Raw genomic sequence first — 23,434 nt, 5'->3', positions numbered from 1 at the left:
CTTCATCGCCGAGTTCCTGGGGGAGTCGAACGTCTTCCGCGGGAGCGCGGCGAGCGGCGGCGACCTCTTCGACACCGGCGGCGCGGGCGCTCCGGCGACCGGGCCGGACGCCGGCCGCGGGTCCGCGGTCGGCGGCGCGGCGGGCCCGTCGGCCCGCAAGCCGCGGAAGACCGGGGGCGCGACCAGCGGCTCCGGGAAGCGCGCCAGCGACCGCCGGCCGGGCACGTCGCCGCGCCCGCGGCGAGGCTCGCCGACCACGCCGTCGCGGTCGACCGCGGCGCCGCCTGATCCCGCCCCCGCGGCCGGCAGCGGCTCCGGAGGCGGCGGCGGCGAGGCGGCGGGTGCCGCCGGACGCACCGCGTCCGGGGGGACCACCGCCCCGGACGTCCCGTCCCCCGCCGGGGGCGGCCGGCGCACGCCGCCGGCCACCCGCTCCGCGGACGGTGCGGGCGAGCCGGTCGTCGGCGTGCTGGTCGGCGCCCGGACCGCCGCGGCGGTCACGCCGATCGACCCCGCCGCCGACCGTGCCCCGGCCGCCCGCCGTGGTGGCGAGCCCCGCCAACCCCCGTCCCGCCCGTTCTGGCTGCTCGGGGTGCTGGCCGTCGTCGCGCTGCTCGGCCTCGGCGCCGCCCGCGAGCTGCGGCCGTCCGTCCTTCGCCTTCCGACCCTCGACGCCCCCGCCCGATGATGCCGCTCGCCTCCGCCGAAGACCTGATCTTCACCGTCACCGACGCCCTCCGCGTGCCCGTGCTGGTGCTGGCGCTGCTCGCGCTCGCGCTGGTGATCGTCGAATTGGGGGCGCTGGTCGGCGAGCTGCTGCGTCGTCGTCGCCGTCCCGGCCCGCTGGCCCTGGAGCAGGCGATCGACGGGGCCGACGGGGCGCTGCGGCGCGGCGACCCCGGCGCGGCGATCACGGCCCTGCGGCCGGTGGTCAGCGGCACCGCGATGGCGGCGACGCTGCTGCGGATCGTCCGCTTCGCCCCGTCGTCGACCGGCGAGAACGGGGTCGCCAAGGCGCTGGCCGACTTCGACCTCGGCTCGCTGCGGCGGCTGGAGCGGACCCGCATGCTCGTCCGCGCGGGCCCGGCGCTCGGTCTGATGGGGACCCTGATCCCACTCGCCCCGGCGCTCGAGGGGCTGGCCAGCGGCAACGTCGTCGAGCTGACCGAGAACCTGCGGGTGGCCTTCGGGGTCACGGTCCTCGGCCTCTTCATCGGGGCGGTCGCGTTCGGGATCTCGCTCGTCCGCGACCGGCTCTACGCCCAGGACCTCTCGGACCTCGAGTACGTGGCGGCCGGGCTGACCCAGGCGTCGGAGCGCCCGCTCGTCGCCGACGGAGTCGCGATCCCCGCGGCCGGGCCGCACGGGGGAGGCGGCGCGCCCCCCGCCTCGATCGCCGGCCGTGGCGTGGTCCCGGCTCCCGCCGCCGGCCCGGAGCAGCCGCGATGACCCGCGTCACCCCGCACGCGCGCCGCCACGCCGACCGCGCCGGCGATCCGCTCGACGGGCTGGTCAACATGTTCGACCTCGGGATCGTGCTCGCGGTCGCGTTCCTGCTCGCCGCGCTCAAGTCCGCCGGGCTGACCTCGATCCTGACCGACGGCGGGCTCGCGGCGAGCCGCAACCAGGTCCCGAAGGACGCCGTGCTCGTCGCGCCCGACCAGGAGCTGAAGACGCTCCAGCCGTCCGACGCCCGGGTCGCCGGCCGCGGGGCGGAGGTCGGCTCGGTCTACCGGCTCGGCGACGGGCGACTGGTCTACGTGGCGAAGAAGCAGAAGCCGTAGCCGTGTCGACCCTGGGAGAGGGCGTCGGCGAGGCCTTCCGGCTCGTCGTCCACGGCGACCCCGAGCTGTACGCGACCGCCGCCCGGACGTTGCGGGCCGGGTTCGTCTCGACGGCGATCGCCACGGCGATCGGGGTCCCGCTCGGCTGCCTGCTCGCGCTCGGGCGGTTCCGTGGCCGGCGGGTCCTGGCCGCCTGCGCCAACGCGGGGCTGCGGACGCCGCCGGTCGCGCTCGGCCTGCTCGTCTGGCTGCTGCTGTGGCCGGACTCGCGCTGGGGCGGCGGGCCGCTGGCCGGGCTCGGCTGGATCTACACCGTCGAGGCGGTCCTGCTCGCCCAGACCCTGCTCGTGCTGCCGATCGTCGTCGGGATGACCAGCGCGGCGCTCGCCGGGGTGCCCGGGCCGCTGCTCGACCAGGCCCGGGCCTGCGGGGCGTCCGGCCCTCAGCGGGCGTTGCTCGCCTTGCGGGAGGCGCGGGTCGGGGTCGTCGCGGGGATCCTGTCCGCGCTCGGGGTCGCCTTCGGCGCGGTCGGCGCGATCGTCCTCGTCGGCCCGTCGCTCGGCGACCAGACCCTCGCGACCGCCGCGCTCGCCCAGTGGAACCGCGGCGGCTCGGACGCCGAGGCGGTCGCCTCCGGGACCGTCCTGCTCGGCCTCTTCCTGATCGTCGCCGCCGCCCTGACCAGCCTCCAGCACCGCCGCTCGTGGACGCCGACCGCCCGCTCCTGACCGCGGCCGGGCTCGCCGTCGGCCGCGACGGGACGACCCTCCTGCGCGGGATCGACCTGACGCTGCGGCGCGGCGAGGTGACCGCCGTGCTCGGCCCCAACGGCGTCGGCAAGTCCTCGCTGGTGGCGACGCTCGCCGGGCTGCTGCCGCCGGTCGCCGGGACGGTCACGAGCAGCGGCCGGGTCGCGGCGGCGCTCCAGACCGCGGCGATGGCCCGGCGGACGGTCCGCGCGAACCTCGAGCTGGCGCTGCGCTGGTGGGGCGTCCCGCGCGGCGAGCGGGCGGCCCGGGTGAGCGCGGCGCTGGAGCGGCTCGACGCGGGCCACCTGGCCGACCGGCGCGCGACCGAGCTGTCCGGCGGCGAGGCCCGCCGGGTCCACCTCGCCCGGGCGATCGCCGTCCCCGCCGAGCTGCTGCTGCTCGACGAGCCGTTCGCCGGCCTCGACGCTCGCGCCCGCGCCGGGCTGCTCGACGACGCGGCGGCGGTCCTCCGGCGGCCCGACCGCGCGGTCCTGCTGGTCGTCCACGACCGCGCCGAGGCGTGGGCGCTCGCCGACCGGCTGCTGATCCTGCTCGACGGACGGATCGCCGCCGATGGCCCGCCCGGCCGGTTGCTCGAGGCGCCGCCGTCGCCGGAGGTCGCCCGCTTCCTCGGCTTCTCCGGCCAGATCGTCGAGGGCGACGGCCGGATCCGCTGCCTGCGGCCCCGCCATGTCCGGCTGGACCCGGCCGGCGAGCGGAGCGGGACGGTCACCGGCCGGGTGCCGGAGGAGGACGGGGTGCTCTGCGAGGTCGCCGTCGACGGGGGCCGGGTCGGCGTCCGCGCCGCGTACCCGGGGCCGGCGCTCGGCGAGCGGGTGACGGTCGCGGTCGACGGGGGCGCGCTGTTCGCGCCGGGGGCCTGAGCGGTGCGGTTCCTGCTGGAGATGCTCGGGCAGGCGGTCGACCGGATCGCCAGCGGCGACGCCCAGGTCTTCGGCGCGCTCGGCCGGACGCTGCTGCTGGCGGGGGTCTCGACCACGATCGCGCTGGCGCTCGGCGTCCCGCTCGGCGCGCTGCTGGCCGATCAGCGCTCGCGGGGGCGCCGGGTCGGGCTGGCGCTGGCCAACGCCGGGCTCGGGATCCCGCCGGTCGTGCTCGGGGTCTGGCTGGCGTTGCTGCTGCTGCCCGGCTCGCTGCTCGGCGCCTGGCACTGGTCGAACACGCTGGCGGCGGTCGTCCTCGCCCAGACCCTGCTGGCGCTGCCGATCGTCGTCGCCCTGACCGCGGCCGCGCTGCACCGGGTCCCGTCCGGGCTGCTGCTGCAGGCGCGGGCGTTCGGGGCCTCGCGCGTGCAGCTGACCGTGCTCGCCGTCCGCGAGGCGCGCGTGGCGGTGCTGGCGATGGTGATCACGGCGCTCGGCTCGGCGGTCGCGGAGGTCGGCGCGGTCGTGATCGTCGGCGGCAACGCCCGCGGGCGGACCGACACCCTGGCCTCGGCCGTCCTGATCGACATCTCCGCCGGCGATCCCGCCCGGGCCGTCGCCCACGTGCTCGTCCTGCTGGCGGTGGTCGCCGTGCTGGCCGTCGCCCTGACCGTCGTCCAGCGCGGTGACCGCGCCCGTTCCCCGATCGTCCGACCGGAGCCCTCCCGATGACCCCCGCCCACTCCGCCGATCCCTCCGGCCTGACCCGGCGGCTGGTCCTCCGCCGGGCCGCGCTGGCCGCCGCCGCGTGGACCGCTCCGGCGGTGCTCGCCGCCTGCGGCAGCACGCCGGGGCCCGGTCCCCAGGAGCGGGCCGTGACCGCCCGCAGCATCGGCATCGACTACGCCTCCTACTACGCACCGGTCGCGGCGCTGCGGCGGCTGATCGAGGCCCACGCCGAGGCCCGCGGGGCGCTGCCGACCTTCAGCGACGACGCCGCGGGGAACGCCGCCCAACAGGCCACGTTGCGGCGCTGGCTCGACCCGCGGACCGGCTTCGGCGCGGTCGTCGTCGCCGCGTTCGACGCGGCGGCGCTGCGCGAGCAGGTGGCCGACGCGACCGCCGACGGGGTCCAGGTCATCAGCTACGTCGCGCCGCTGCCGGGGGCGTCGGCGGCGATCGTGGTCGACCCGGCGGAGGCGGCCGCGCGGCTGGCCCGCCACGTCGCCGCCTGGACGGCCCGCCACGCCGACGGTCGCGGTGAGCTGCTGCTCGTCCGGCCCGCGTCGGGGGCGACGGTCCCTGACCCGCTGCGGCCGCTGGCGGCCCCGGCCGAGCAGGCGCTGCTGGCCCGGCTGCGGTCCGCCGCCCCGGGCCTGCGGGTGGTCGCGGCGGTCGAGGCGCTCGCCCGTGACGACGCCGCGGCGGCGGTCGCCGCAGCGCTCCAGCGCCATCCGAACGTGCGGACGGTGCTGAGCTGGAACGACACGACCGCGGTCGGGGCGGCGACCGCGCTGCGCGCCCACGCCGCGTCCGTCGACCGCGCCCGGCTGTACGCGGGGGCGATCGCGATCGCCGGGCCGACCGGGCGCGAGACGCTGACCGGCCTGGCCGGCGACGGGCCGCTGCGGTGCGTGGCGGCCCCGGCGCTGCGCGAGCTGGCCGCCGCGGCGATCGACCTGCCGCTCGCCCGCCTGCGCGGCAACGGCCCGGCGCGGACCGTCGTCCCGGTCCGCACGCTGACGGCGGGCTCGGCGGCGTTGCGGGCGGCGCGCGCGGATCTCGCGGAGCGGACCTGACCGTCAGCCGTCGACGAGCCGGGTGGCGGCGGCCTTGAAGCTGGCGGTCACCTCGCTGCCGACCTCGAGCCCCAGCTCGGCGACGGCCGCGGCGGTCAGCTCGGCCGTCAGCGGCTGACCGGCGGTCAGGCCGAGCCGGACGCGGTTGCCGACCGTCGTCAGCGACACGACACGGGCGGCCAGGTGGTTGCGGGCCGAACCCTCCGCGACCGTCGCGCCCGGCTCGATCGTGATCTCCCACGGGTAGACCGAGGCGGCGACCCGGCCGCGGGCGTCGTCGGTGCTCGTCAGCCGCCCGCCGCCGTCGAGCGCGACCTCGGTCAGGCCGTGGGGGCCCGGACCGGCCTGTCCGGTCAGGACGACGGCGCCACTGAAGTCGGCGACGAACGCGCTCGCCGGCCGCGCGGCCAGCTCGTCGGCGGTGCCCCGCTGGACGATCCGGCCGGCGTCGAGCACGCAGATCCGGTCCCCGAGCGCGGCGGCCTCGGTGAAGTCGTGGGTCACGAGGATCGTCGGCAGGTCGAGCGTGGCGAGGGTCTCCGCCAGCTCGCGCGAGGCGCGGGCGCGGGTCCGCGCGTCGAGCGCCGCGAGCGGCTCGTCGAGCAGCAGCACCCGGGGGTCGCGGGCGAGCGCGCGGGCGACGGCGACCCGCTGCCGCTCGCCCCCCGACAGCGTCCGCGGGAAGGCATCGGCGCGGTCCGCGATCCCGAACCGCTCGAGCAGGTCGGTCGCTCGCTGCCGGCGCTGCCTCCGCGAGCGGCCCCGCAGCGGGTAGGCGACGTTCTGCCACGCCCGCAGGTGCGGGAACAGCGCGTAGTCCTGGAACACATAGCCGCAGCGGCGCTGCTCCGGCGGGCGGTCGATCCCGCGGGCGGCGTCGAACCAGACGTCGTCCCCGCAGGCGACCGTGCCGCCGGTCGCTCCGCCGATCCCGGCGACGATCCGCAGGACGCTGCTCTTGCCCGCGCCCGACGGCCCGGCGAGCGCCAGGCAGCTACCGGCGGCGACCTCGAAGGCGACGTCGAGGTCGAGCGGGCCGCGGCGGGCCCGGAGGTCAACGCGGAGCATCGAGCGCCGCCGATCGGGAGACGAGCTTGACGGTCAGCAGCAGCGCGGCGGAGACGGCGACGAGCACGGCCGAGAGCGCCAGCGCCCCGGTGAAGTCGGTCGCGAAGCGGTCGTAGATCGCCAGTGGCACGGTCTGCGTGATCCCCTGGAACGAGCCGGCGAACATCAGCGTCGCCCCGAACTCGCCGAGCGCCCGGCCCCACGCCAGCGCCAGACCCGAGGCCAGCCCGGGACGGGCCGCCGGGATCGCCACCCGCAGGAAGGTCCGTCCGGGACCGGCCCCGAGCGTGCGCGAGGCGTGCAGCCAGTCCTCGTCGAGCGCCTCGAACGCCGACTGGGCCTGACGGAGGTAGAACGGCGCGGCGACGAAGACCAGCGCCACCACCACCCCGGCGGTCTGGAGCACGAGCTGGATCCCGGCGTCCTCGACCAGCCCGCCGAGGATCCCGTGCGGCCCGAGCGCGGCGAGCAGCCCGATCCCGGCGACGGCGGGCGGCAGCACCAGCGGCAGCTCGATCAGGGTCACCAGCAGCGCGCGGCCGCGGAACCGCCGCGTCGCCAGCAGGTAGGCGGCGGGGGTCCCGACGACGACGATGATCGCGACCGCGATCGTGGTCGTCCGCAGGCTCAGCCAGAGCGCGTCGGTCGAGGAAGGGTCGTCGAGGCTCCGCAGCAGCTCGCCCGGCGCGACGCTGGCGAAGATCGCCACCACCGGCAGGACGAGGAACAGCACGACGACGGCGAGCGCGAGTCCCGCCACCAGCGTGAACCAGGACGGACGCCGCAGACCCGCCGACGCTGCGGAGCCCGCTCGGCTCACGGCACCGGCGGTTCGAACCCGGCGGATCGCAACGTCTGCTGGCCGGGGCCGGAGAGCAGGCCCTTGATGAACGCCCGCGCCTGCGGGCGCCGCTTGCTGCCCTTGACGATCGCGATCGCGTAGGCCCCGCGCGGCTTGAGCGTGCTCGAGAGGTCGATCGCCCGCAGCTTGCCGCCGGTCGCCTCGATGTCGGTGACGTAGACGAAGCCGGCGTCGACCGCACCTTGGACGACCTTGCCGGTGACGCCGCCGACGTCGGGCTCGTTCGAGCGGATGTTGGCCAGGATCCGGTCGCGGGTCGCGGCGGGGACCCGGGCGAGGACCTTGCGGGTGTAGCTGCCGACGGGCACGGTCGCCGAGCCGGCGGCGATCGTGACGCCCGGCTTGGCGAGGTCGTCGATCGTGCGGATCTTCGAGCCGCTGGCGGGAACGGCGATCACCAGCCGGTTGGCGGCGAAGACGATCGGTCGCTCGACCAGCCCGTCGGTGTAGAGCTGGTCGGGCAGGGCGGTGTTGGCGGCGGCGAAGACGTCGGGCGCGACCCCCTGGCGGATCTGGGCGGCGAGCTGGTCGGAGCCGGCGAACGAGAGCTTCACGTCCGCCTTCCCGAACTGCTCGGCGTAGGCGGTGAACGCCCGCTTCAGCGAGGTGGCGGCGGAGACGACCAACGTCGGCGCGTCACCGGCCCCGGTGCTGCCGTCGTCCTGGGCGTCGCTGTCGGAGCCGCAGCCGCTGGCGGCGACCGCGAGCGCGGTGCCGGCCAGCAGGGCCGTGAGGGTGGTCGGGAGACGTCGTGCGTTCATCGATCCTCGTTCCGTCGGGTGCCGGAGTCGGCCGCCGATCCTAGCCCCCTCGACCGCGATCTCTGCCGCGCTAGTCCCCGAGCAGGTTCTGCAGCACGTCGCCGACGCCGCCCCCGCCTCCGCCGCTCAGCGCGCCGCCGAGCAGGCCGCTGATCGAGCGCGGGTTGGTCCCGTGGTCCCGCTCGTACTGCTCGGCGAGCTGCTCGTCGTCGATCGCCAGCGCCAGCTCCTCGCGGGAGGAGCCGAAGCGGCAGGCCGCGCGGTCGAGCCCGACCAGGACCGCGTCCTGGATGACCCCGTCGAGGCCGCCGGTGGTCGGCAGGTCGCGCTTCTGGCAGGGGTCGGCGATCGTCACCGGCTCCGGCTCGGCCCCGCGCGCGGCCAGGGTCTGGGCGCCGGCGAACAGCAGCCCGACCGCGGCGACGGCGAGCGCCAGCGCGGGTTGCCGGCCGGGCCGTGGGAGGACGGCGAGCGCGGCGAGCAGCGCCAGCAGCCCGGTGATCAGGAAGGCGGGACGGAAGGCCCGGTTGACGGCGGAGACGAGCGTCTCGTCGGCGCGGGCGCTGAGCCGCCGGTAGACCGTCGCCTCGGCGGGGTCGTCCGCGAACCGCGGGGCCTGCTCGGCGAGCGCCTGCTCGAGCGCGCCGCGGGCGTCCTCCGGGGCCAGGTCCCCGAGCGCCGGCCCGATCACCTGGAGCTTGTCCTGCGGCGGGAGCCGGGCGTCGAGCACGAGTGCGGTCACCTGCTCACGGGTGCTGGTGATCGTGTCGTCGAGTTGGGCCGCGGTCACGGGAGCGAGCACGAGCAGCGCGACGGTGATCCCGACGTGGCGCAGGGCCAGCAGCCGGGCCGCGTCGCGCGGGGTCCGCTCGGGCAGCAGCTCGCCGGCCAGCGCCGGAAGCGCCATCCCCATCCCGATCCCGGCCAGCAGCTGCGGGAGCACGATCCAGACCACCCCGACCGTCGGCAGGCTCGCGAGCGCCAGGATCCCGGCGCCGACCAGCGCCGAGCCGGCCGAGGCCCGGACCCACGGATCGCCGGGGAGCCGCGAGCCGGCGAGCGCGGCGAGCGGCAGCAGCGTGACGGCGATCGCGGCCTTCAGCGGGGTCACCGACCAGCCGGAGACGAGCAGCAGGACCAGCAGGAAGACGACCGCGGTCAGCGCGGCGGAGACCAGCGCGAGCGCGATCCCGGCCCGGACCTGGTCACCGCTCGGGCGGCGGCGAACGGCGGGCGCCGCGGCCGGGCCGGCTGCGGCTGCCGCGGGGACTACGGGGACGCCGGCGAGCGGGCGCCGCCGGGGGCTCGCGCCGGGTCCGGCCGGGGCCGCCGGCCCGACCGCGGTCGGCGCGTCGACGCCCGGCGTGCCCGGAGCGACGGCGGTGTCCGGCTCGTCGGCCCAGAGCGCGTCGCCGGCGGTGACCTCGGTCGGGGCGTCGGCGGGGGCGGGCCGCGGCGGGGCCGCGGGCGGCGTCGGTCGCGCCGGTCGCCAGCCGGTCGCGCGGCCGGTCGTCGCTCCCGCCGGCGCCGTCGGGGTCGCCGCGGGGCCGTCGGGCGCGGCCCCGGGCTGGTGCTCGTGTCCGTGCCCGAGCAGCGCGTCGACGCTCTCGTCGAGCGCGGGATCGCCGTGCGGCAGCAGGCAGGCGATCGCGGCGAGGACCCCGAACGGGGCCTGGGCGAGGAAGATCGCCCGCCAGTCGAAGAGCTCGGTCAGGGCCCCGCCCAGCGCGGGGCCGATCGCGGTCCCGAAGACGGCGGCGGCGACCCACAGCGGGGCCGAGCGGCCGCCGTTCCCGCGGCCGGCCCGGTGCAGCAGCGCGTAGGCGGCGACCAGTCCCCCGGCGGCGCCGATCGCCTGGACGGCGCGGGCGGCCAGCAGCAGCGGCAGCGTGTCGGAGAGGCCGCAGGCGACGCTGGCGAGGGCGAACAGGCCCATCCCGCCGGCGCCGAGTGCCGCGCTGCCGATCCGTCGTCGGACGGGGACCGCGACCAGCACCGCCGCAGCGAGCACCACCGTGTAGATGCCGATCACGGCCGCGACGCCCTCGATCGTGGTGTCCAGTCGGGTCAGGATCTCCGGTAGCGCGAGCGTCACCACCGACGCGTCGGCGAGCGCCAGCGCGGCGCCGACGGCGATCAGGATCCGCGCGAGCGTCGTGGTCGGGGTGCGCACGGGCGTCATCGACTCGCAGTCTGACGTCTGCGCGCGATCGCGCCAGGGACTTTCGACGATGATCCGGTCGCCTTTCGGCGGTGGGGGACGCCCCCGGATCCGCGCGACCGGGCCGGATCGGGGCGCGTCCCGCCGACGACGGGGCCGACGAGGGGCGTCGATAAGGTCGGGCGATGGCCGATCAGCCGACTGTCCGTGCCGCCGAGGCGACCGAGCTCGAGGCCGTCTGCGACCTCCTCGACATCGCCTTCCACGACACCAGCGACGCCGGCGCCCGCGAGCGCTCGGCGGCCCGGCTCGACCTCGAGCGGTCGCGGATGGCCTTCGCGGCCGGCGAGCTGGTCGGGACCTCCGGCTCGTGGGGCTGGCGCCTGACGGTGCCCGGCGGCGAGCTGGCCTGCACGGCGATCACGATCGTGACCGTGCTCCCGACCCACCGCCGCCGCGGGATCCTGCGGGCGATGATGGAGGCGCAGATCGCCCTCGCGCGCGAGCGCGGCGAGCCGCTGGCGGCGCTCTGGGCGTCGGAGGCGACGATCTACGGCCGCTTCGGCTTCGGTCCGGCCGTCTGGGAGCGGTCGCTGCGGATCGACGTCCGGCGCGAGGTCCCGCTGCGGTCGCCGGCCGCGGTCGGCCCGCTGCGGCTGCTGCGCTCGCTCGACGGGGCCGAGCCGCTGCTGCGGCCGATCTTCGAGCGCGCCCGGACGCGGCGGGCGGGGACGATGTCGCGAACGCCGTCGTGGTGGGCTCGGGTCCTGTTCGACGAGGAGCGCGAGCGGTGCGCGTACGGGGCCAAGCGCGTGATCGTGGCCGGGGACCAGGGCTACGCGATCTACCGTGCGCTCGCCTCCACGGCCGAGGCCAACGCGAAGGTCGCGGTCGAGGAGCTGGTCGCGGCCACGCCCGAGGCGGAGCGGACGCTGCTGGACTACCTGCTGCGGCTCGACCTGGTCGGCGAGCTGCGGCTCGACGGGCGACCGGTCGACGATCCGCTGGTGCTGGCCCCGGTCGACGTCCGGGCGATCGAGGCCGGCGCCGTCGGCGACGCGCTCTGGCTGCGGCTGCTCGATCTGCCCGCCGCGGTCGCGGGCCGCAGCTGGGCGGCCGATGCCGACCTGGTGCTCGACGTCGAGCACCCCGGAGACGAGCTGGTCGCCGGCCGCTGGGCGCTGCGGGTCGGGCCGAACGGCGGGGTCTGCGAGCGGACCGACCGCGCGGTCGATGTTCGTCTGCACGCCCGCGAGCTCGGCTCCGTCTACCTCGGCGGGGTGACGCTGGCGACGCTGCGGGACGCCGGGCTGGTCGAGGAGCTGATGCCGGGGGCGGTCGCGTCGCTCGACGCCGCGCTGCGGGTCGAGCGGGCGCCGTGGGTGGTCGACGGCTTCTGAGCCAGGCGGCCCGGGCGTTTGCGGGGCGGCGGGCGGCGGTGGACACTGTCCCGCGCGCTCCACGACAGGGCGAGCGGCGACGCGCCACGTATCGCGGGCCGCGCCGATCGGCGGCCGGGACTTGACGTTGCGGGACGCCGGGACGCCGGTATGCTCCCCGCACAGGCAGGACGGAAGCGAGGAAGCCGGTGCAAGTCCGGCGCGGTCGCGCCACTGTGACCCGACCTCGGCGATCTGCCGGACGGGAAGTCAGAGACTCCGCCGTCCTGCTGCCTCGAACCACGGGACGCGAGATCCCGGAAAGGACACCAGCATGAGCCAAGCGGTAGCCAACGCCAACCAGTCACCGACGGGGATCGAGATCCCCGTTCCGGTCGTCTCGCTTCGCGGCCTCCTGCCCTACTGGATCTTCGCGGGCGTCGTGCTGATGTTCGCGATCTACTTCGTCGGCGCCGAGGAAGGCGCGACGTCGGTCTTCTCCGGGATGGGCGTGCACGAGTACGTGCACGACGCGCGCCATCTCCTCGGCTTCCCCTGCCACTAGGCAGCGGGCTCGATTCATATGATGCGCACCCTGTTGGTGCGGGGGATGCTGGTCGGCCTGGTGGCCGGCCTGTTTGCCTTCGCCTGGGCCCATTTCGTCGGTGAGCCGCCCGTGCGGGCCGCCATCGCGGTCGAGGACGCCGTCGCCGCGGCCGCTGGCGCGGTCGACGAGGGGCCGCCGGAAGTCTCCCGCGAGACCCAGAGCACCTGGGGCCTGCTGACCGGGATCCTGATCTTCTCGGTCGCGATCGGCGGGTTCCTGTCGCTCGTGTTCGCGATGGTCTACGGCCGGGTCGGCGCGCTCCAGGCGCGGGCGACGGTGCTGGTGATCGCCGCGATCGGCTTCGTCGCGACCGTGCTCGTGCCGCTGACCAAGTACCCGGCGAACCCGCCGGCGGTCGGCAGCGGCGAGACGATCGGCGAGCGGACCGGGTGGTTCTTCGTGCTGATCATCATCGCGCTGGTCGCGGCGGTCGCCGCGGTCCGCCTCGGCCGCCAGCTGCGCGAGCGGTGGGGCGCCGGCAACGCGATCGCCGCCGCGATCCTGCTGTTCGTCGTCCTGATCGGCGTCGCCCATCTGGCGCTGCCGAACCAGAACGAGGTCAAGCCGCCGTTCCCGCCCCAGATCCTGTGGGACTTCCGGCTGGCCAACCTCGGCACGCAGGTGATCCTCTGGTCGCTGCTGGCCTTCGGCTTCGGCCTGGCGGCCGAGCGGGCGATCGCCGGTGAGCCGCTGCTGCCGCGGCGCGGTGCCGTCCGCTCCGGGTCCTCGGCGGCCTGACCCAACCCTCGCGGTGCGGGCGGCGCCCTTCGGGGCGTCGCCCGCAGTCCGCGGGGCTCCACGCTGTCGCGATTCGTCGCGCGCGGTCGAACGTCCGCCCCGAGCGGTGCCGTCCGGGGCGCGCGAACGCTCGACGTCGGGCTCGACCAGACCGAACCGGAGCGTCAGCCTCGGTGGGCTCGTCAGCCGTACGGTCCGCGGTGCGGATCGCGCGTGGACGAGGGCGCTGGCGCGGAAAGCCTCCGGTCGAGCGTGAGCCTGTCCGGTCGCGACCGCCGACCGGGATCGCTGCGGGATCCGGCCGGGTCGCGCCGAGGCGGCGGCGCTCGGACGAGCGACCGTCGGGCCGGGGCGGGCACGGCGGGCTCGTACGACGGAACGCCACCCTCCACGGAGACGTTCGACGATCGCCCCCCGGAGCATGGCGTCGCGGCCGGACGGATCGGGCCGGCCGCGACCCGATCCCCGGTCTGCGCGGCCGACCGCCGGGCGGATCCGGTAGGCGGCCTCAGGGCCTCAGGGCCTCAGGGCCTCAGGGCCTCAGGGCCTCAGGGCAGCCTCACCGGCGAGACAGGGTGCAGTGCGTGCCGCCGCCGACGACGGTCCCGGCCATCACCATGCACGCGAGCGCCCGGCTGGAACGGGGGAGGCCCGCGGGCGTCGGCGGGACGCGGATGCCGCTCCGGTGTGAGGTCCAGGTGCTGCGCGGGGCCGCGGCGGCCGCCCACCGGATCACGCGGCGCTCGCTGACCACCCGGGCCGAGCGCGGGGAGTCGACGTGCGCGGGGAGGTTGGGGGTCGGCAGGTCATTGACGAGCAGACCGGTCACGCTGACGGCGACGACCGAGACCGCGGCGAGCGTCGCGAGCTTGGCGGACCCGGCGGAGGCCGACCACACGTCGCTCCCGCGCCCGCGCGGGCGGGCCCACTCCCACCGCCCCGGCGTCGCCGTGACGGTGGCCTCGGGCACGGCCGCTGCGGGTGCGGCGGTGTTGGGGAAGCGGGCGAAGACCTCCAGCAGCGGCCCCGGGGGGACGATCGCGCCGAGGCCCCGGATCACGAGCACCTGACGGCGGCAGCCGGAGCAGCTCGCGAGGTGCTGGGAGGCATGGGCGTAGCGCTCGCTCTCGGGGGTCAGCAGCCCGAGCGCGTAGGAGCGGATCAGGCCGGCGCGCTCACGGCACCACTGCTGGCCGTCGAGGCCGGGCGCGATCAGGGCCAGCTTGCGCGAGACCCCGTCCATGATCTTCTCCATCCGCTTGCGGCTGACGCCGATCCGGGCGGCGGCCTCGGGGCGGCTGTGGCCGAGCAGGTAGCAGAGGACCGCGGCGTGCCGCTCGCGGTGATCGAGCTTCTCGCGCATCGCCTCGAAGGCGTGCTGGAGGCGGATGCGGTCGTCGATCCCGGCGGACAGATCGGGGTCGATCCACTCGTTGCCGTCGCTCGCGTCGGACGCCCGCCGGTCCCAGTGCTGGGTCCGGAGGTCGTCGATCGCCCGCCGGTGGGTGATCATCACCAGCAGCGCGGCGAGGTCCTCGACCTCCTCGCCGCCGGTCAGCTTCATGTAGACCGCATGCCAGGCCTGGTTGTAGGCGGAGTCGACGATCCCGGCGTCGACCCAGCCGAGGGCGGTCTGGAGCCTGCTCCCGACGACTCGTCCCACCACCGGGCGTAGTCGCTCGTAGTCGCGTTCGAGCAGGTCGTGCACGTTGCGCAGCGTCCGTGGTGCTCGCTCGTGGGCCGCGACTGCGGCGTGGTAGTGGAGACGCTCGTGCATCGGCCGCTACCGGGACGCTGCGATCGGGCGTTCGTCAGCCGCGTCGCGCGTCGGGACGGCGGTTCTCACCGCACGCGTGGTGGGCAGATGAACACGGGCTGTCGGACCGTACCAGCCGTTTGGTGGCGGCAGGGCCCATTCTGGCCGCCCGTACGGCCCAGTCGACGAATGGCGGACCAGGGGCCCTCAGCTGCGGATCAGGCCGTCGACGAGTGCGGCGATCGCCAGATCGGGATCGTAGCGCTCGGCGACCGCGGGCCAGTCCTGCGTTGCGGCGACCAGCAGCGGGGTCGTGGCCGGATCGAGGCCGGCCATCGCGCGGGCGGCCGCGGTCGGGCGGCCGGTCTCGGCGGCGCTGTGGCCCGCCGCGTGCCGGTAGGTCAGCTCGCCGAGCAGCTGGAACCAGACGGCCCGATACGCGAGATAGGCCGGCTCGGGGGCCAATCCGCACTCGTGGAAGGCCGCGATCATCGACTCGACGAGTGGCAGGACGCGGGGGGCGAAGCGGTCGCCCGACGTGATCGCCTCCAGCACCCACGGGTGGGCGTCGAGGATCCCGCGGATGAACGCGGCGTGGGCGACGATCCGGGCCCGCGGGTCGGGCAGCGGGGCCGGGAACGCGACGTCGGCGACCTGGGCGTCGAGCACGAGCACGAGCAGCTCGTCCTTGTCCGCGACGTGGTGGTAGAGGCTCATCGGGCTGACGTCGAGCTCGCGGGCGAGTCGCCGCATGGTCAGGGCCGCGAGCCCGTCGGCCTCGAGGATCCCCCGCGCTCGGGCGACGATCGCGTCGCGGTCGATGCGGGGCGGCCGGCCCCCGCGGGGCGCGTCGCTGACGGAGGGGGCCACGACGACATCGTCTCAGCTCGGCGGATGGGTGTGGCGCGGGCCTGGAGTTTGGTGACCCGAACTCTGCTGCTATTTTTCGTACATGTACGAAAAGCAACTCCCAGCGGGGATCGTCCGGCCCGGAGCGATCCTGGTGGCGGTCTCGATCGCGCAGTTGATGGTCGCCCTCGACATGTCGGTGGTGAACATCGCCCTGCCCGAGATCCGTTCGGCGCTGGGCTTCTCCGCGGCCGATCTGGCGTGGGTCGTCAACGCCTACACGCTCGCCTTCGGCGGCCTGCTGCTGCTCGGCGGACGGCTCGGCGACCTGCTCGGGCGGCGGCCGGTCTTCCTCGGCGCGGCGGCGCTGTTCGCGGTCGCGAGCGTCGTCGGCGGCCTCGCGAGCAGCTCCGGGACGCTGATCGCCGCGCGCGCCGTGCAGGGCGTGGCGGCAGCGGGGATGGCCCCGGCGGCGCTCTCGATCCTGATGACGACCTTCGCCGAGGGGCCGGCGCGGACGCGGGCCTTGACGGTCTGGACGATCCTGGCTGCGACGGGCGGGGCACTGGGGGTGCTGCTCGGCGGCGTCCTCTCCGACTACGCCTCGTGGCGGTGGGTGCTGCTGATCAACGTGCCGATCGCGCTCGCCGCGCTCGGGCTCGGCTGGCGGGTCCTGCCGCGCGGGCGAGCCCGCACCCGTCCGGTCGGCGCCCACGGGAGTGCGGCCGCCGCGCGCCACCGGCCGGACGTCGCCGGCGCGCTGCTGGCGACCGCCGGGATGACGACCCTGGTCCTCGGCGTGGTCCGGACCGGCCAGCACGGCTGGGGCTCGCTCACGACCGTCGCGACGCTCGCGGTCGCCGTCGGCCTGCTCGTCGCCTTCGTGATCGTCGAGGCCCGCGTCGCGGCGGAGCCGCTGATCCGGATCGGGCTGCTGGTGCGCCGCGGGCCGGGGATCGCGAACCTCGTCGTGATGCTCGTCTGCTCCGGGCAGTTCGCCGCCTTCTACTTCGTCTCGCTCCAGGTCCAGCAGGTGCTGGGCTACGCCCCGGCGACGACCGGCCTGCTGTTCCTGCCCTTCTGCGTCGGCTTGATCGCCGGCTCGGTCGCGGCGATGCGCCTGGTCGTCCGCCGCGGACCGCGCCCGCTGCTGATCGCCGGGGCGCTGCTGGCCGCCGCGGGGATGCTCTGGTTCGCGCAGGCCGGAGTCGACTCGCGCTTCCTCGGGGCGCTGCTCGGGCCGATGCTGGTCACGAGCTTCGGGCTCGGGCTCTGCTTCGTGCCCGCGACCGCGGCGGCGACCTCCGGCGTCGCCCCGGAGGAGGCCGGCATGGCCTCGGGGATCCACAACAGCGCGCGGCAGGTCGGCGGGGCGATCGGGTTGGCTGCGCTGGTGACGATCGCGGCCTCGCACGAAGCCTCGCGGCTGACCGCCGGGGCCGGGCCGGTCGCGGCCCTCAGCGACGGGCAGCAGCTGGGCCTGACGGTCGCCGCCGGGGCGATCGCCTCGGCGGCGCTGCTGAGCGGGTTCCTGCCGGCGGCGCGGGACCCGCTCAGGGGATGACGCAGACCCCGTTGACGAGCAGCGTGCAGTCGTCGGGCGGGTCGACCGGCGGGTCCAGCGGCGGGTCCACCACCGGCGGGTCGACGTCGGGCGGGACGGGGACCGTCGTCGGCGGCACGGGCGTGGTGATCGGCGGCACGACGGTGACCGGCGGGGTCACGACGGGCGGGGTGGCGACCGGCGGCTTCGTGACCGGCAGCCGGTCGGGCTGCGGCGGCTTGCTGGCCTGCGGACGGCTGGGCTTGCTGGGTCGGTTCGGCTTCGACGAGCCGGGCGAGCCGGACGAGCCGTTGGAGGAGCCGGAGGAGCCGGACTCGGAGGAGCCGCCCGACGAGCCGCCCGAGCTGGCGGGGCCGGAGGTGACCGGGGCATCGGGCTCCGTCGGCTCGATCGACGCGGGTGCGACCGGTGCGGCCGTCGCGAGCGCGAGGGTCGACGGAGCGTTGCCGGTGGTGGCGGCGTCGGTGGTCGCGGCGGAGCCGGACGACCGCGACGGCTTGCTCGGCTTGGCCTGGGCCTTCGCCTGCTTCTTCGCCGTGCTCGACGCGGACGACGACGAGCTGCCGCCTCCGCCGCCGCCGGAACCGGAACCCGCTGCAGCGCCGCTTCCGGGTGCGGCCGGGGCGGCGTTCGACTGGGCGGTCGCCGCGCCCTCGTTCTTCGCCTCGTTCCCGCCGAGGAAGCCGGGCTGCGTGATCGCGGCTGCCGCGACCGCCGCGACGACGGCGGCGGCGACTGCGACCCCGGCGACGGTCGCCGGGCGGACGTTGCCGCGCACCGTCGACCAGGGGCCGGACGGCGAGCTCGTCGCCGGGGTCGTGGCCGCGGGGGCGCCGGCCGACGCTCCGGCTCCGGCGCTGGCGGTGGTCCCGGCGACCGCCGACGACTTGAGCAGGACCAGCAGCGGCCACGGGGGCACGACAGCGCCGAGCCCGCGGACGACGAGCACCTGGCGCCGACAGGCCGCGCACCCCTCGAGGTGCTGGCTGGCCTGGGCGTAGCGCTCGCTCTCCGGATCGAGCAGCCCGAGCGCGTAGGAGCGGATCAGGCCGGCGCGCTCGCGGCACCACTGCTGGCTGCCGAGGCCGGGCGTCAGCTGCGCCAGCTTCCCCGACACGCCGTCCATGATCTTCTCCATCCGCTTGCGGCTGACGCCGAGCTGGACGGCGGCCTCCGGGCGGCTGTGGCCGAGGACGTAGCAGAGGACCGCGGCGTGTCGCTCGCGCTGGTTGAGCTTCTCGCGCATCGCCTCGAAGGCGTGCTGGAGGCGGACCTGGTCGTCGAGCTGGGAGTCGAGGTCCTGCTCGAACGCGCGCTGGTCGTCGAGGGTCTCGTTGGCCTGGCGGTCCCAGTGCTGGGTCCGGAGGTCGTCGATCGCGCGGCGGTGGGTGATCGTGACCAGCAGCGCGCTGAGGTCGTCGATGCTCTCGCCCTCGGCGAGCTTCAGGTAGACCGCGTGCCAGGCCTGGTTGTAGGCCGCGTCGACCACGGCTTCGTCGACCCAGCCGACGGCGTTGCGGAGTCGGCTGCCGACGATCCGCCCGACGATTGGGCGGAGCCGCTCGTAGTCGCGCTGGAGGAGGTCCTGGGCGTTGCGGACCGACGGCAGCGTGGTGCCGAGGGCCGAGCCGGCGTGGTTGTGGAGGTCGTCGTGCATGGGCGTCGCGAGCGACCGAACGCGCTGAGGCGGCGGGCGCTGGGGGGGGCGGCGGCTTCCCCGGTGTCGCACCGGCGGTGCGATTCGGCGGGGGCGATTACCGTAGCAGCCCTCCGTAACAGGATCGTCGGTTGTTCGCGCTCCGCCCGCGCGGCGAAGCGCGCCCGCGAGGCGTCCGAGCGGGGGCACGCAACGTTGCGGAAGTCGAGGGGGGGAATCCCGCAGGCCGGGACGACCCCTCGACGATCAGCCAGCCACCGGGGGTCCGCACACGCTGCGGTGCCGGCCCGGTGGCGGCCACCGTGCCCCGCCGCTCGACGCGTCGGGCGTCGCGGTCGACCGAGAGCAAAGGGTGACCTGGTGTTTCGAGCAGTGAGGACCGAACAGACGATGCCGCGGGCCGCGACGGCGCTGTGGGTGGCGCTGGTCGCGCTGGCCCTCGACGAATCGCTCGTGATCGGATGAGCTGGCGGTCCGGAGGTGCGGCGGCGGTGGCCGCCGCCATCGTCGCGCTGAGCGCGGGTCCGGTGGCCGGGGCGGCCGGGGCGGATGTCGGGACGAGCACCGTGACCACCGCGTCGGGAGCCCCCGCCGCGATCTCGGTCGAGGGCACGACCGCGGCCGACGGCACGACCACGGTGATCAGCTCGACCGGGACGACGACGGTGACCCGTCCCGACGGGACCGAGACGGTGACCCAGGCCGACGGCACGACGATCGTGACCCGGCCCGACGGGACCAGCGCCGGCCGATCCCGGACGGTGGCCAAGGCCGACACGACGCGGAAGCGGACGGGCCGCCGGGTGGCGCGCGCGACGCCGGCGGCGGAGCTGACCGCCCTCCGCGCCGCCGTCGAGGCCGACGGCACGCCCGGCGCGGCGATCCCGCTGCGGGCGCCGTCGCGGACCCGTGGGGCGTTCGTGGCCAAGCTGCTGGAGTCGACGGTGGCGCGGAAGGCCCCGAACGCGGGCGGCACGCTCTGGCGGGCGACGACGCGGACTCGCTACGCCGGGCAGCCGACCCGGCTGCTGATCGACCGGGCCCGCTACGACGATCGCGGACGGGCCTGGCTGCGGGCCTCGGTCCCGCGCCGCCCCAACCGCACCTGGGCGTGGATCCCGGCGGCCTCGGTCGTCGTCGAGCGGACGCCGTGGTTCGTCTCGGTGAGCACCAGCCGGAAGCTCGTGCGCGTGTACCTGCGGGGCGAGCAGGTGCGGCGGCTGCGGGTCGTCGTCGGGGCCCCGGGCACGCCGACCCCGACCGGCCTGTTCGCGGTCTACGAGTCCACCCACCAGCGCGACGCCCGCGGCTTCATCGGTCCGGGCGCGCTGCACCTGACGGCGTTCTCCGACGTGCTGGAGGACTACGGCGGGGGCCCCGGGGTGGTGGCGATCCACGGTCGCGGACCCGCCGCGCTGGCCGATCCGCTGGGCAGCGCCCGCTCGCACGGCTGCGTGCGGGCCGACAACAGGGACCTGCTCTGGCTCCGCGCCCGGCTCGGCGGCGGCACGCCGGTCCTGATCTCCCGCTAGTCGTCGGGCCAGCCGCGGACGTCCTCGGGGGTGCGGCGGGCCAGGATCGGCTCGTCGTCGAGCATCTCGTGGCCCGCGGCGGCCACGATCCCCTCCTCGACCTCCAGCCGCTCCAGCTCCGGTGAGAGCGGTGCCGCTCCGGACCGGTCGTCGGACGCCCCGCCGCGGCCGGGCAGGAACCAGGCGGCGACTGCGGCCGCCAGTCCGAGCACGACCGCGACGAGGAAGGTCGAGCGGTAGGCATCGGGGGTCGGCACGCCGTCGGTCCCGAACGCCCGCAGCAGCGTCACCGCGAGTCCGCTGCCGACGGCGAAGCCGACGTAGCGGGTGACTTGGTAGAAGCTCATCGCGCTGCTGGTCTCGCTCGCGGGGACGGCCCCGGCGATCAGGGCCGGCATCGCCGCGAAGGTGAAGCCGACGCCGATCCCGACCAGCGCCATCGTCACGAAGGCCTGCCAGAGGTGGTCGCCGGTGAGAGCGAAGAAGAGCGCGGCGATGCTGAGCGCGACGGCCCCGACGGGGATCGTCGCGCGAGTCCCGAACCGGCGCTGGAGCCGCGGCAGCGCGGCGCTCGACGCGAAGCTCAGCGCGGACAGCGGCAGCAGCGTCAGGCCGGCGACGAAGACCGTCTCGTGGAGCCCGCCGCCGAGCTGGACCACCTGGGTGATCAGCGAGATGCTCAGGTACATCGCCATCCCGATCATCAGTCCGGCGACGTTCGCGGTCAGGACCGCCCGGTGGCGGAGCAGGCGCAGGTCGACCAGCGGCTGCGGGGTCCGCAGCTCGTGGCGGGCCCAGAGTGCCAGCGCGACGGCGGCGACGGCCAGCAGCACGAGCGTGCGTCCGGCGGTCCAGCTCCAGTCGGGCCCCTTCTCGAGCGCCACCAGCAGCGCGACCAGCCCGACCGCGATCAGGCCCGCGCCGGGCAGGTCGATCCGGCCCAGCCGCGGCAGATGGCGGGTGTCGGGGACGATCAGGACCGCCACCAGCAGCGCCAGCGCGCTGGTGATCGCCCCGAACCAGAAGGCGGCGGAGACGTCGAGGTACTCGGCGATCAGACCGGTGATCGGGTAGCCGAGCCCGACGCCGACGGCGGTCGTGACCGAGAGCGCACCGATCACCGCGGGCGCGCGCGTCGCGGGGAGCCGATCGCGGGCGGTCGCCATCGTCAGCGGCATCAGCGCCAACCCCATGCCCTGGAGCGCGCGGCCCGCGACGAGCACGGCGAGCGATCCCGCGACCGCCGCCAACGCGCCGCCGATCGTGACCGCGACGAGGCAGCCGAGCAGGACCTGGCGCCGACGCGGACCGTCGCCGAGCCGCCCCACGATCGGGGAGGCGACCGCCCCGACCAGCATCGTCGCCGTCAGCGACCACTGGGCGCTGCCGAGGCTGACGTGGAGGTCGTCGGCGATCGTCGGGATCAGCGGGGCCCCGAGGCTGCTGATGACCGAGACCACCATGCCGATGAAGAGCAGTCCGGGAACGAACAGCCGCCCGGGGGCGGGCGGTCGTTCGGTGGGCGACGGCGACGGCACAGTTTGATTGTACGACGAAAGCTTTTCCGGGTCGGCCGCGTGAGTCGTGCGGGCCCTCCGGCGGGCCGCCCCGGCAAAAGTGCGGCTTGCAGATAGTCGGACTTCCGCCTATATTGGGAAGTGCGCCTGGCGTCGAGCCGGGTGCCGTCCAGCGCGCCGTTCCGGCGTCCGTCACGACAGAGGCCACGCACCGACATGAGCTCCATCCCGGTCATCCCGCACTTCATCGGCGGCAAGCGCGTCGACGGCACGTCCGGCAACTACGCCGACGTCTTCGACCCGAGCACGGGCAAGGTCCAGTCCCGTGTCGCGCTGGCGAGCACCGAGGAGGTCCGCGCCGCGGTCGAGAACGCCGCCGCCGCGCAGCCCGCCTGGGCCGCGACCAACCCGCAGAAGCGCGCCCGCGTGCTGATGCGGTTCGTCGACCTGATCAACCAGAACATGCAGCCGCTGGCCGAGCTGCTCTCGAGCGAGCACGGCAAGACCGTCCCCGACGCCAAGGGCGACATCCAGCGTGGGCTCGAGGTCGTCGAGTTCGCGATCGGCGTCCCGCACCTGCTCAAGGGCGAGTACTCCGACGCCGCCGGCACCGGGATCGACGTCTACTCGATGCGCCAGCCGCTCGGCGTCGTCTCCGGCATCACCCCGTTCAACTTCCCGGCGATGATCCCGCTCTGGAAGCTCGGCCCGGCGATCGCGGCCGGCAACGCGTTCGTCCTCAAGCCGTCCGAGCGCGACCCCTCGGTGCCGCTGCGGCTGGCCGAGCTCGCGCTCGAGGCCGGGCTGCCCGCCGGGATCCTCAACGTCGTCAACGGCGACAAGGTCGCGGTCGACGCGATCCTCCACGACGAGGACATCCGCGCCGTCGGCTTCGTCGGCTCGACCCCGATCGCCCAGTACATCTACGAGACCGCGGCCGCGACCGGCAAGCGCGCGCAGTGCTTCGGCGGGGCCAAGAACCACGCGATCGTGATGCCCGACGCGGACATGAACGACGTCGTCGACGCCCTGATCGGGGCCGGCTACGGCTCGGCCGGCGAGCGCTGCATGGCGATCTCGGTCGCGGTCCCGGTCGGCAAGGAGACCGGCGACAAGCTCGTCGCCGCGCTCGCCGAGCGGGTCCGCGCGCTGCGGGTCGGTGCCCCGAGCGACCCCGACGTCGACTACGGCCCGCTGGTCACCCCGGCGGCCAAGCAGCGGGTGCTCGACTACATCCAGATCGGCGTCGACGAGGGCGCCGAGCTGGTCGTCGACGGCCGCGAGGCGCAGATCAGCGGCGATCCCGAGGGCTTCTACGTTGGCGGCTCGCTGTTCGACCACGTCAAGCGCGAGCACCGGATCTACCAGGAGGAGATCTTCGGGCCGGCGCTGATGGTCGTCCGCGCCGACGACTTCGAGGAGGCGCTGGCGCTCCCGTCCGAGCACGACTACGGCAACGGCGCGGCGATCTTCACCCGCGACGGCCACACCGCCCGCGAGTTCGCGCGCCGGGTCGACACCGGCATGATCGGGATCAACGTGCCGATCCCGGTGCCGATCGCCTACCACACGTTCGGTGGCTGGAAGAAGTCCGGCTTCGGTGATCTCAACCAGCACGGCCCCGACGCGTTCCGCTTCTACACGAAGACGAAGACGGTCACGCAGCGCTGGCCGCAGGGCATGGACGTCGATCCCGCCCATCCCGGCGGCGCGTCCTTCGTGATGCCGCAGATGCACTAGCCCGGTCGCTCGGGTCCGCGCGCCGGT

Annotated in this window: 20 protein-coding genes, 1 pseudogene and 1 riboswitch; of the genes and pseudogenes, 13 read left to right on the top strand and 8 right to left on the bottom strand. The window is 75.8% G+C overall.

The window, feature by feature from the left end; translation table 11 throughout:
- The 7 genes and pseudogenes from ACVUH9_RS17600 to ACVUH9_RS17570 form a co-directional block, all read left to right on the top strand.
- A pseudogene (locus tag ACVUH9_RS17600) lies at positions 1 to 688 on the top strand (hypothetical protein); the annotation flags it as partial.
- Positions 685 to 1,449, top strand: coding sequence for a MotA/TolQ/ExbB proton channel family protein (locus ACVUH9_RS17595; protein WP_475759239.1), 765 nt, complete (start codon positions 685 to 687; stop codon positions 1,447 to 1,449). The pseudogene ACVUH9_RS17600 and the gene ACVUH9_RS17595, both read left to right, overlap by 4 nt.
- Positions 1,446 to 1,784, top strand: coding sequence for a DUF2149 domain-containing protein (locus ACVUH9_RS17590; protein ID WP_475759237.1), 339 nt, complete (start codon positions 1,446 to 1,448; stop codon positions 1,782 to 1,784). The genes ACVUH9_RS17595 and ACVUH9_RS17590 overlap by 4 nt, the downstream gene beginning before the upstream one ends.
- A 2-nt stretch (positions 1,785 to 1,786) precedes the next feature.
- Positions 1,787 to 2,512, top strand: a complete 726-nt coding sequence (locus ACVUH9_RS17585; RefSeq protein WP_475759235.1) for an ABC transporter permease — start codon at positions 1,787 to 1,789, stop codon at positions 2,510 to 2,512.
- Positions 2,488 to 3,417: an ABC transporter ATP-binding protein gene (locus ACVUH9_RS17580; RefSeq protein WP_475759233.1), complete on the top strand. Its 930-nt coding sequence runs from the start codon at positions 2,488 to 2,490 to the stop codon at positions 3,415 to 3,417. Before ACVUH9_RS17585 ends, ACVUH9_RS17580 begins: the two co-directional genes overlap by 25 nt.
- Positions 3,418 to 3,420: 3 nt before the next feature.
- A complete protein-coding gene (locus ACVUH9_RS17575) occupies positions 3,421 to 4,149 on the top strand; it encodes an ABC transporter permease (protein WP_475759231.1) in 729 nt (242 codons plus the stop codon).
- Entirely contained in the window at positions 4,146 to 5,216 is a 1,071-nt protein-coding gene (locus ACVUH9_RS17570) for a substrate-binding domain-containing protein (RefSeq protein WP_475759229.1), read from the top strand. Before ACVUH9_RS17575 ends, ACVUH9_RS17570 begins: the two co-directional genes overlap by 4 nt.
- 3 nt (positions 5,217 to 5,219) lie before the next feature.
- On the opposite strand, the gene ACVUH9_RS17565 is transcribed toward ACVUH9_RS17570, so the two are convergent.
- From ACVUH9_RS17565 to ACVUH9_RS17550, 4 genes are all read right to left on the bottom strand, one after another.
- Positions 5,220 to 6,284, bottom strand: coding sequence for an ABC transporter ATP-binding protein (locus ACVUH9_RS17565; protein ID WP_475759227.1), 1,065 nt, complete (start codon positions 6,282 to 6,284; stop codon positions 5,220 to 5,222).
- A complete protein-coding gene (locus ACVUH9_RS17560) occupies positions 6,271 to 7,104 on the bottom strand; it encodes an ABC transporter permease (RefSeq protein WP_475759225.1) in 834 nt (277 codons plus the stop codon). Before ACVUH9_RS17560 ends, ACVUH9_RS17565 begins: the two co-directional genes overlap by 14 nt.
- Complete coding sequence (gene modA / locus ACVUH9_RS17555; RefSeq protein WP_475759223.1) at positions 7,101 to 7,907, bottom strand: molybdate ABC transporter substrate-binding protein; 807 nt, start codon at positions 7,905 to 7,907, stop codon at positions 7,101 to 7,103. Before modA ends, ACVUH9_RS17560 begins: the two co-directional genes overlap by 4 nt.
- Positions 7,908 to 7,977: 70 nt before the next feature.
- The gene (locus ACVUH9_RS17550) at positions 7,978 to 10,089 is read right to left on the bottom strand and encodes an MFS transporter (RefSeq protein ID WP_475759222.1); all 2,112 of its coding nucleotides are present in this window, start codon (positions 10,087 to 10,089) and stop codon (positions 7,978 to 7,980) included.
- Positions 10,090 to 10,253: 164 nt separating this feature from the next.
- Here ACVUH9_RS17550 and ACVUH9_RS17545 point away from each other — a divergent pair, with 164 nt between their 5' ends.
- The 3 genes from ACVUH9_RS17545 to ACVUH9_RS17535 all read left to right on the top strand — a co-directional run bounded on the left by ACVUH9_RS17545 (position 10,254) and on the right by ACVUH9_RS17535 (position 12,792).
- Positions 10,254 to 11,468 (top strand): GNAT family N-acetyltransferase, encoded by a 1,215-nt coding sequence (locus tag ACVUH9_RS17545; protein ID WP_475759220.1) that lies wholly within the window; start codon positions 10,254 to 10,256, stop codon positions 11,466 to 11,468.
- A 129-nt stretch (positions 11,469 to 11,597) separates the two neighbouring features.
- Positions 11,598 to 11,748: riboswitch (cobalamin riboswitch) on the top strand.
- A gap of 33 nt (positions 11,749 to 11,781) precedes the next feature.
- Positions 11,782 to 12,012, top strand: a complete 231-nt coding sequence (locus ACVUH9_RS17540; protein WP_475759218.1) for a CbtB domain-containing protein — start codon at positions 11,782 to 11,784, stop codon at positions 12,010 to 12,012.
- Positions 12,013 to 12,033: 21 nt separating this feature from the next.
- Positions 12,034 to 12,792 (top strand): CbtA family protein, encoded by a 759-nt coding sequence (locus tag ACVUH9_RS17535; protein WP_475759216.1) that lies wholly within the window; start codon positions 12,034 to 12,036, stop codon positions 12,790 to 12,792.
- 559 nt (positions 12,793 to 13,351) lie between these two features.
- On the opposite strand, the gene ACVUH9_RS17530 is transcribed toward ACVUH9_RS17535, so the two are convergent.
- Positions 13,352 to 14,569 (bottom strand): sigma-70 family RNA polymerase sigma factor, encoded by a 1,218-nt coding sequence (locus ACVUH9_RS17530; RefSeq protein ID WP_475759215.1) that lies wholly within the window; start codon positions 14,567 to 14,569, stop codon positions 13,352 to 13,354.
- 186 nt (positions 14,570 to 14,755) lie between these two features.
- The gene (locus ACVUH9_RS17525; protein WP_475759213.1) at positions 14,756 to 15,418 is read right to left on the bottom strand and encodes a TetR/AcrR family transcriptional regulator; all 663 of its coding nucleotides are present in this window, start codon (positions 15,416 to 15,418) and stop codon (positions 14,756 to 14,758) included.
- Positions 15,419 to 15,500: 82 nt separating this feature from the next.
- Here ACVUH9_RS17525 and ACVUH9_RS17520 point away from each other — a divergent pair, with 82 nt between their 5' ends.
- The gene (locus tag ACVUH9_RS17520) at positions 15,501 to 16,961 is read left to right on the top strand and encodes an MFS transporter (RefSeq protein ID WP_475759211.1); all 1,461 of its coding nucleotides are present in this window, start codon (positions 15,501 to 15,503) and stop codon (positions 16,959 to 16,961) included.
- Here the strand turns inward: ACVUH9_RS17520 and ACVUH9_RS17515 are convergent.
- Positions 16,951 to 18,618 (bottom strand): sigma-70 family RNA polymerase sigma factor, encoded by a 1,668-nt coding sequence (locus ACVUH9_RS17515; protein WP_475759209.1) that lies wholly within the window; start codon positions 18,616 to 18,618, stop codon positions 16,951 to 16,953. The two genes, ACVUH9_RS17520 and ACVUH9_RS17515, sit on opposite strands and share 11 nt — an antisense overlap.
- 491 nt (positions 18,619 to 19,109) lie before the next feature.
- Between ACVUH9_RS17515 and ACVUH9_RS17510 the strand changes: the two genes are divergently transcribed.
- Positions 19,110 to 20,150, top strand: a complete 1,041-nt coding sequence (locus tag ACVUH9_RS17510) for a L,D-transpeptidase (RefSeq protein WP_475759207.1) — start codon at positions 19,110 to 19,112, stop codon at positions 20,148 to 20,150.
- Here ACVUH9_RS17510 and ACVUH9_RS17505 read toward each other — a convergent pair.
- Positions 20,147 to 21,688, bottom strand: a complete 1,542-nt coding sequence (locus tag ACVUH9_RS17505; RefSeq protein ID WP_475759205.1) for an MFS transporter — start codon at positions 21,686 to 21,688, stop codon at positions 20,147 to 20,149. The two genes, ACVUH9_RS17510 and ACVUH9_RS17505, sit on opposite strands and share 4 nt — an antisense overlap.
- Positions 21,689 to 21,883: 195 nt before the next feature.
- Here ACVUH9_RS17505 and ACVUH9_RS17500 point away from each other — a divergent pair, with 195 nt between their 5' ends.
- A complete protein-coding gene (locus ACVUH9_RS17500; protein WP_475759203.1) occupies positions 21,884 to 23,407 on the top strand; it encodes a CoA-acylating methylmalonate-semialdehyde dehydrogenase in 1,524 nt (507 codons plus the stop codon).
- The last annotated feature ends 27 nt before the right edge of the window (positions 23,408 to 23,434 follow it).

This window comes from Patulibacter ginsengiterrae, from assembly GCF_056269115.1.
The sequence above is the reverse complement of the archived record's forward strand: the minus strand, read 5'-3'. Positions and strand labels throughout refer to the sequence as shown.

Bases quoted from the DNA above. Each gene is read 5' to 3' on its own strand.
- ACVUH9_RS17515 (WP_475759209.1), bottom strand. From the start codon at position 18,618: ATGCACGACGACCTCCACAACCACGCCGGCTCGGCCCTCGGCACCACG.
- ACVUH9_RS17520 (WP_475759211.1), top strand. From the start codon at position 15,501: ATGTACGAAAAGCAACTCCCAGCGGGGATCGTCCGGCCCGGAGCGATC.
- ACVUH9_RS17545 (WP_475759220.1), top strand. From the start codon at position 10,254: ATGGCCGATCAGCCGACTGTCCGTGCCGCCGAGGCGACCGAGCTCGAG.
- modA (WP_475759223.1), bottom strand. From the start codon at position 7,907: ATGAACGCACGACGTCTCCCGACCACCCTCACGGCCCTGCTGGCCGGC.
- ACVUH9_RS17565 (WP_475759227.1), bottom strand. From the start codon at position 6,284: ATGCTCCGCGTTGACCTCCGGGCCCGCCGCGGCCCGCTCGACCTCGAC.
- ACVUH9_RS17540 (WP_475759218.1), top strand. From the start codon at position 11,782: ATGAGCCAAGCGGTAGCCAACGCCAACCAGTCACCGACGGGGATCGAG.
- ACVUH9_RS17535 (WP_475759216.1), top strand. From the start codon at position 12,034: ATGCGCACCCTGTTGGTGCGGGGGATGCTGGTCGGCCTGGTGGCCGGC.
- ACVUH9_RS17530 (WP_475759215.1), bottom strand. From the start codon at position 14,569: ATGCACGAGCGTCTCCACTACCACGCCGCAGTCGCGGCCCACGAGCGA.
- ACVUH9_RS17550 (WP_475759222.1), bottom strand. From the start codon at position 10,089: ATGACGCCCGTGCGCACCCCGACCACGACGCTCGCGCGGATCCTGATC.
- ACVUH9_RS17595 (WP_475759239.1), top strand. From the start codon at position 685: ATGATGCCGCTCGCCTCCGCCGAAGACCTGATCTTCACCGTCACCGAC.
- ACVUH9_RS17570 (WP_475759229.1), top strand. From the start codon at position 4,146: ATGACCCCCGCCCACTCCGCCGATCCCTCCGGCCTGACCCGGCGGCTG.
- ACVUH9_RS17500 (WP_475759203.1), top strand. From the start codon at position 21,884: ATGAGCTCCATCCCGGTCATCCCGCACTTCATCGGCGGCAAGCGCGTC.
- ACVUH9_RS17590 (WP_475759237.1), top strand. From the start codon at position 1,446: ATGACCCGCGTCACCCCGCACGCGCGCCGCCACGCCGACCGCGCCGGC.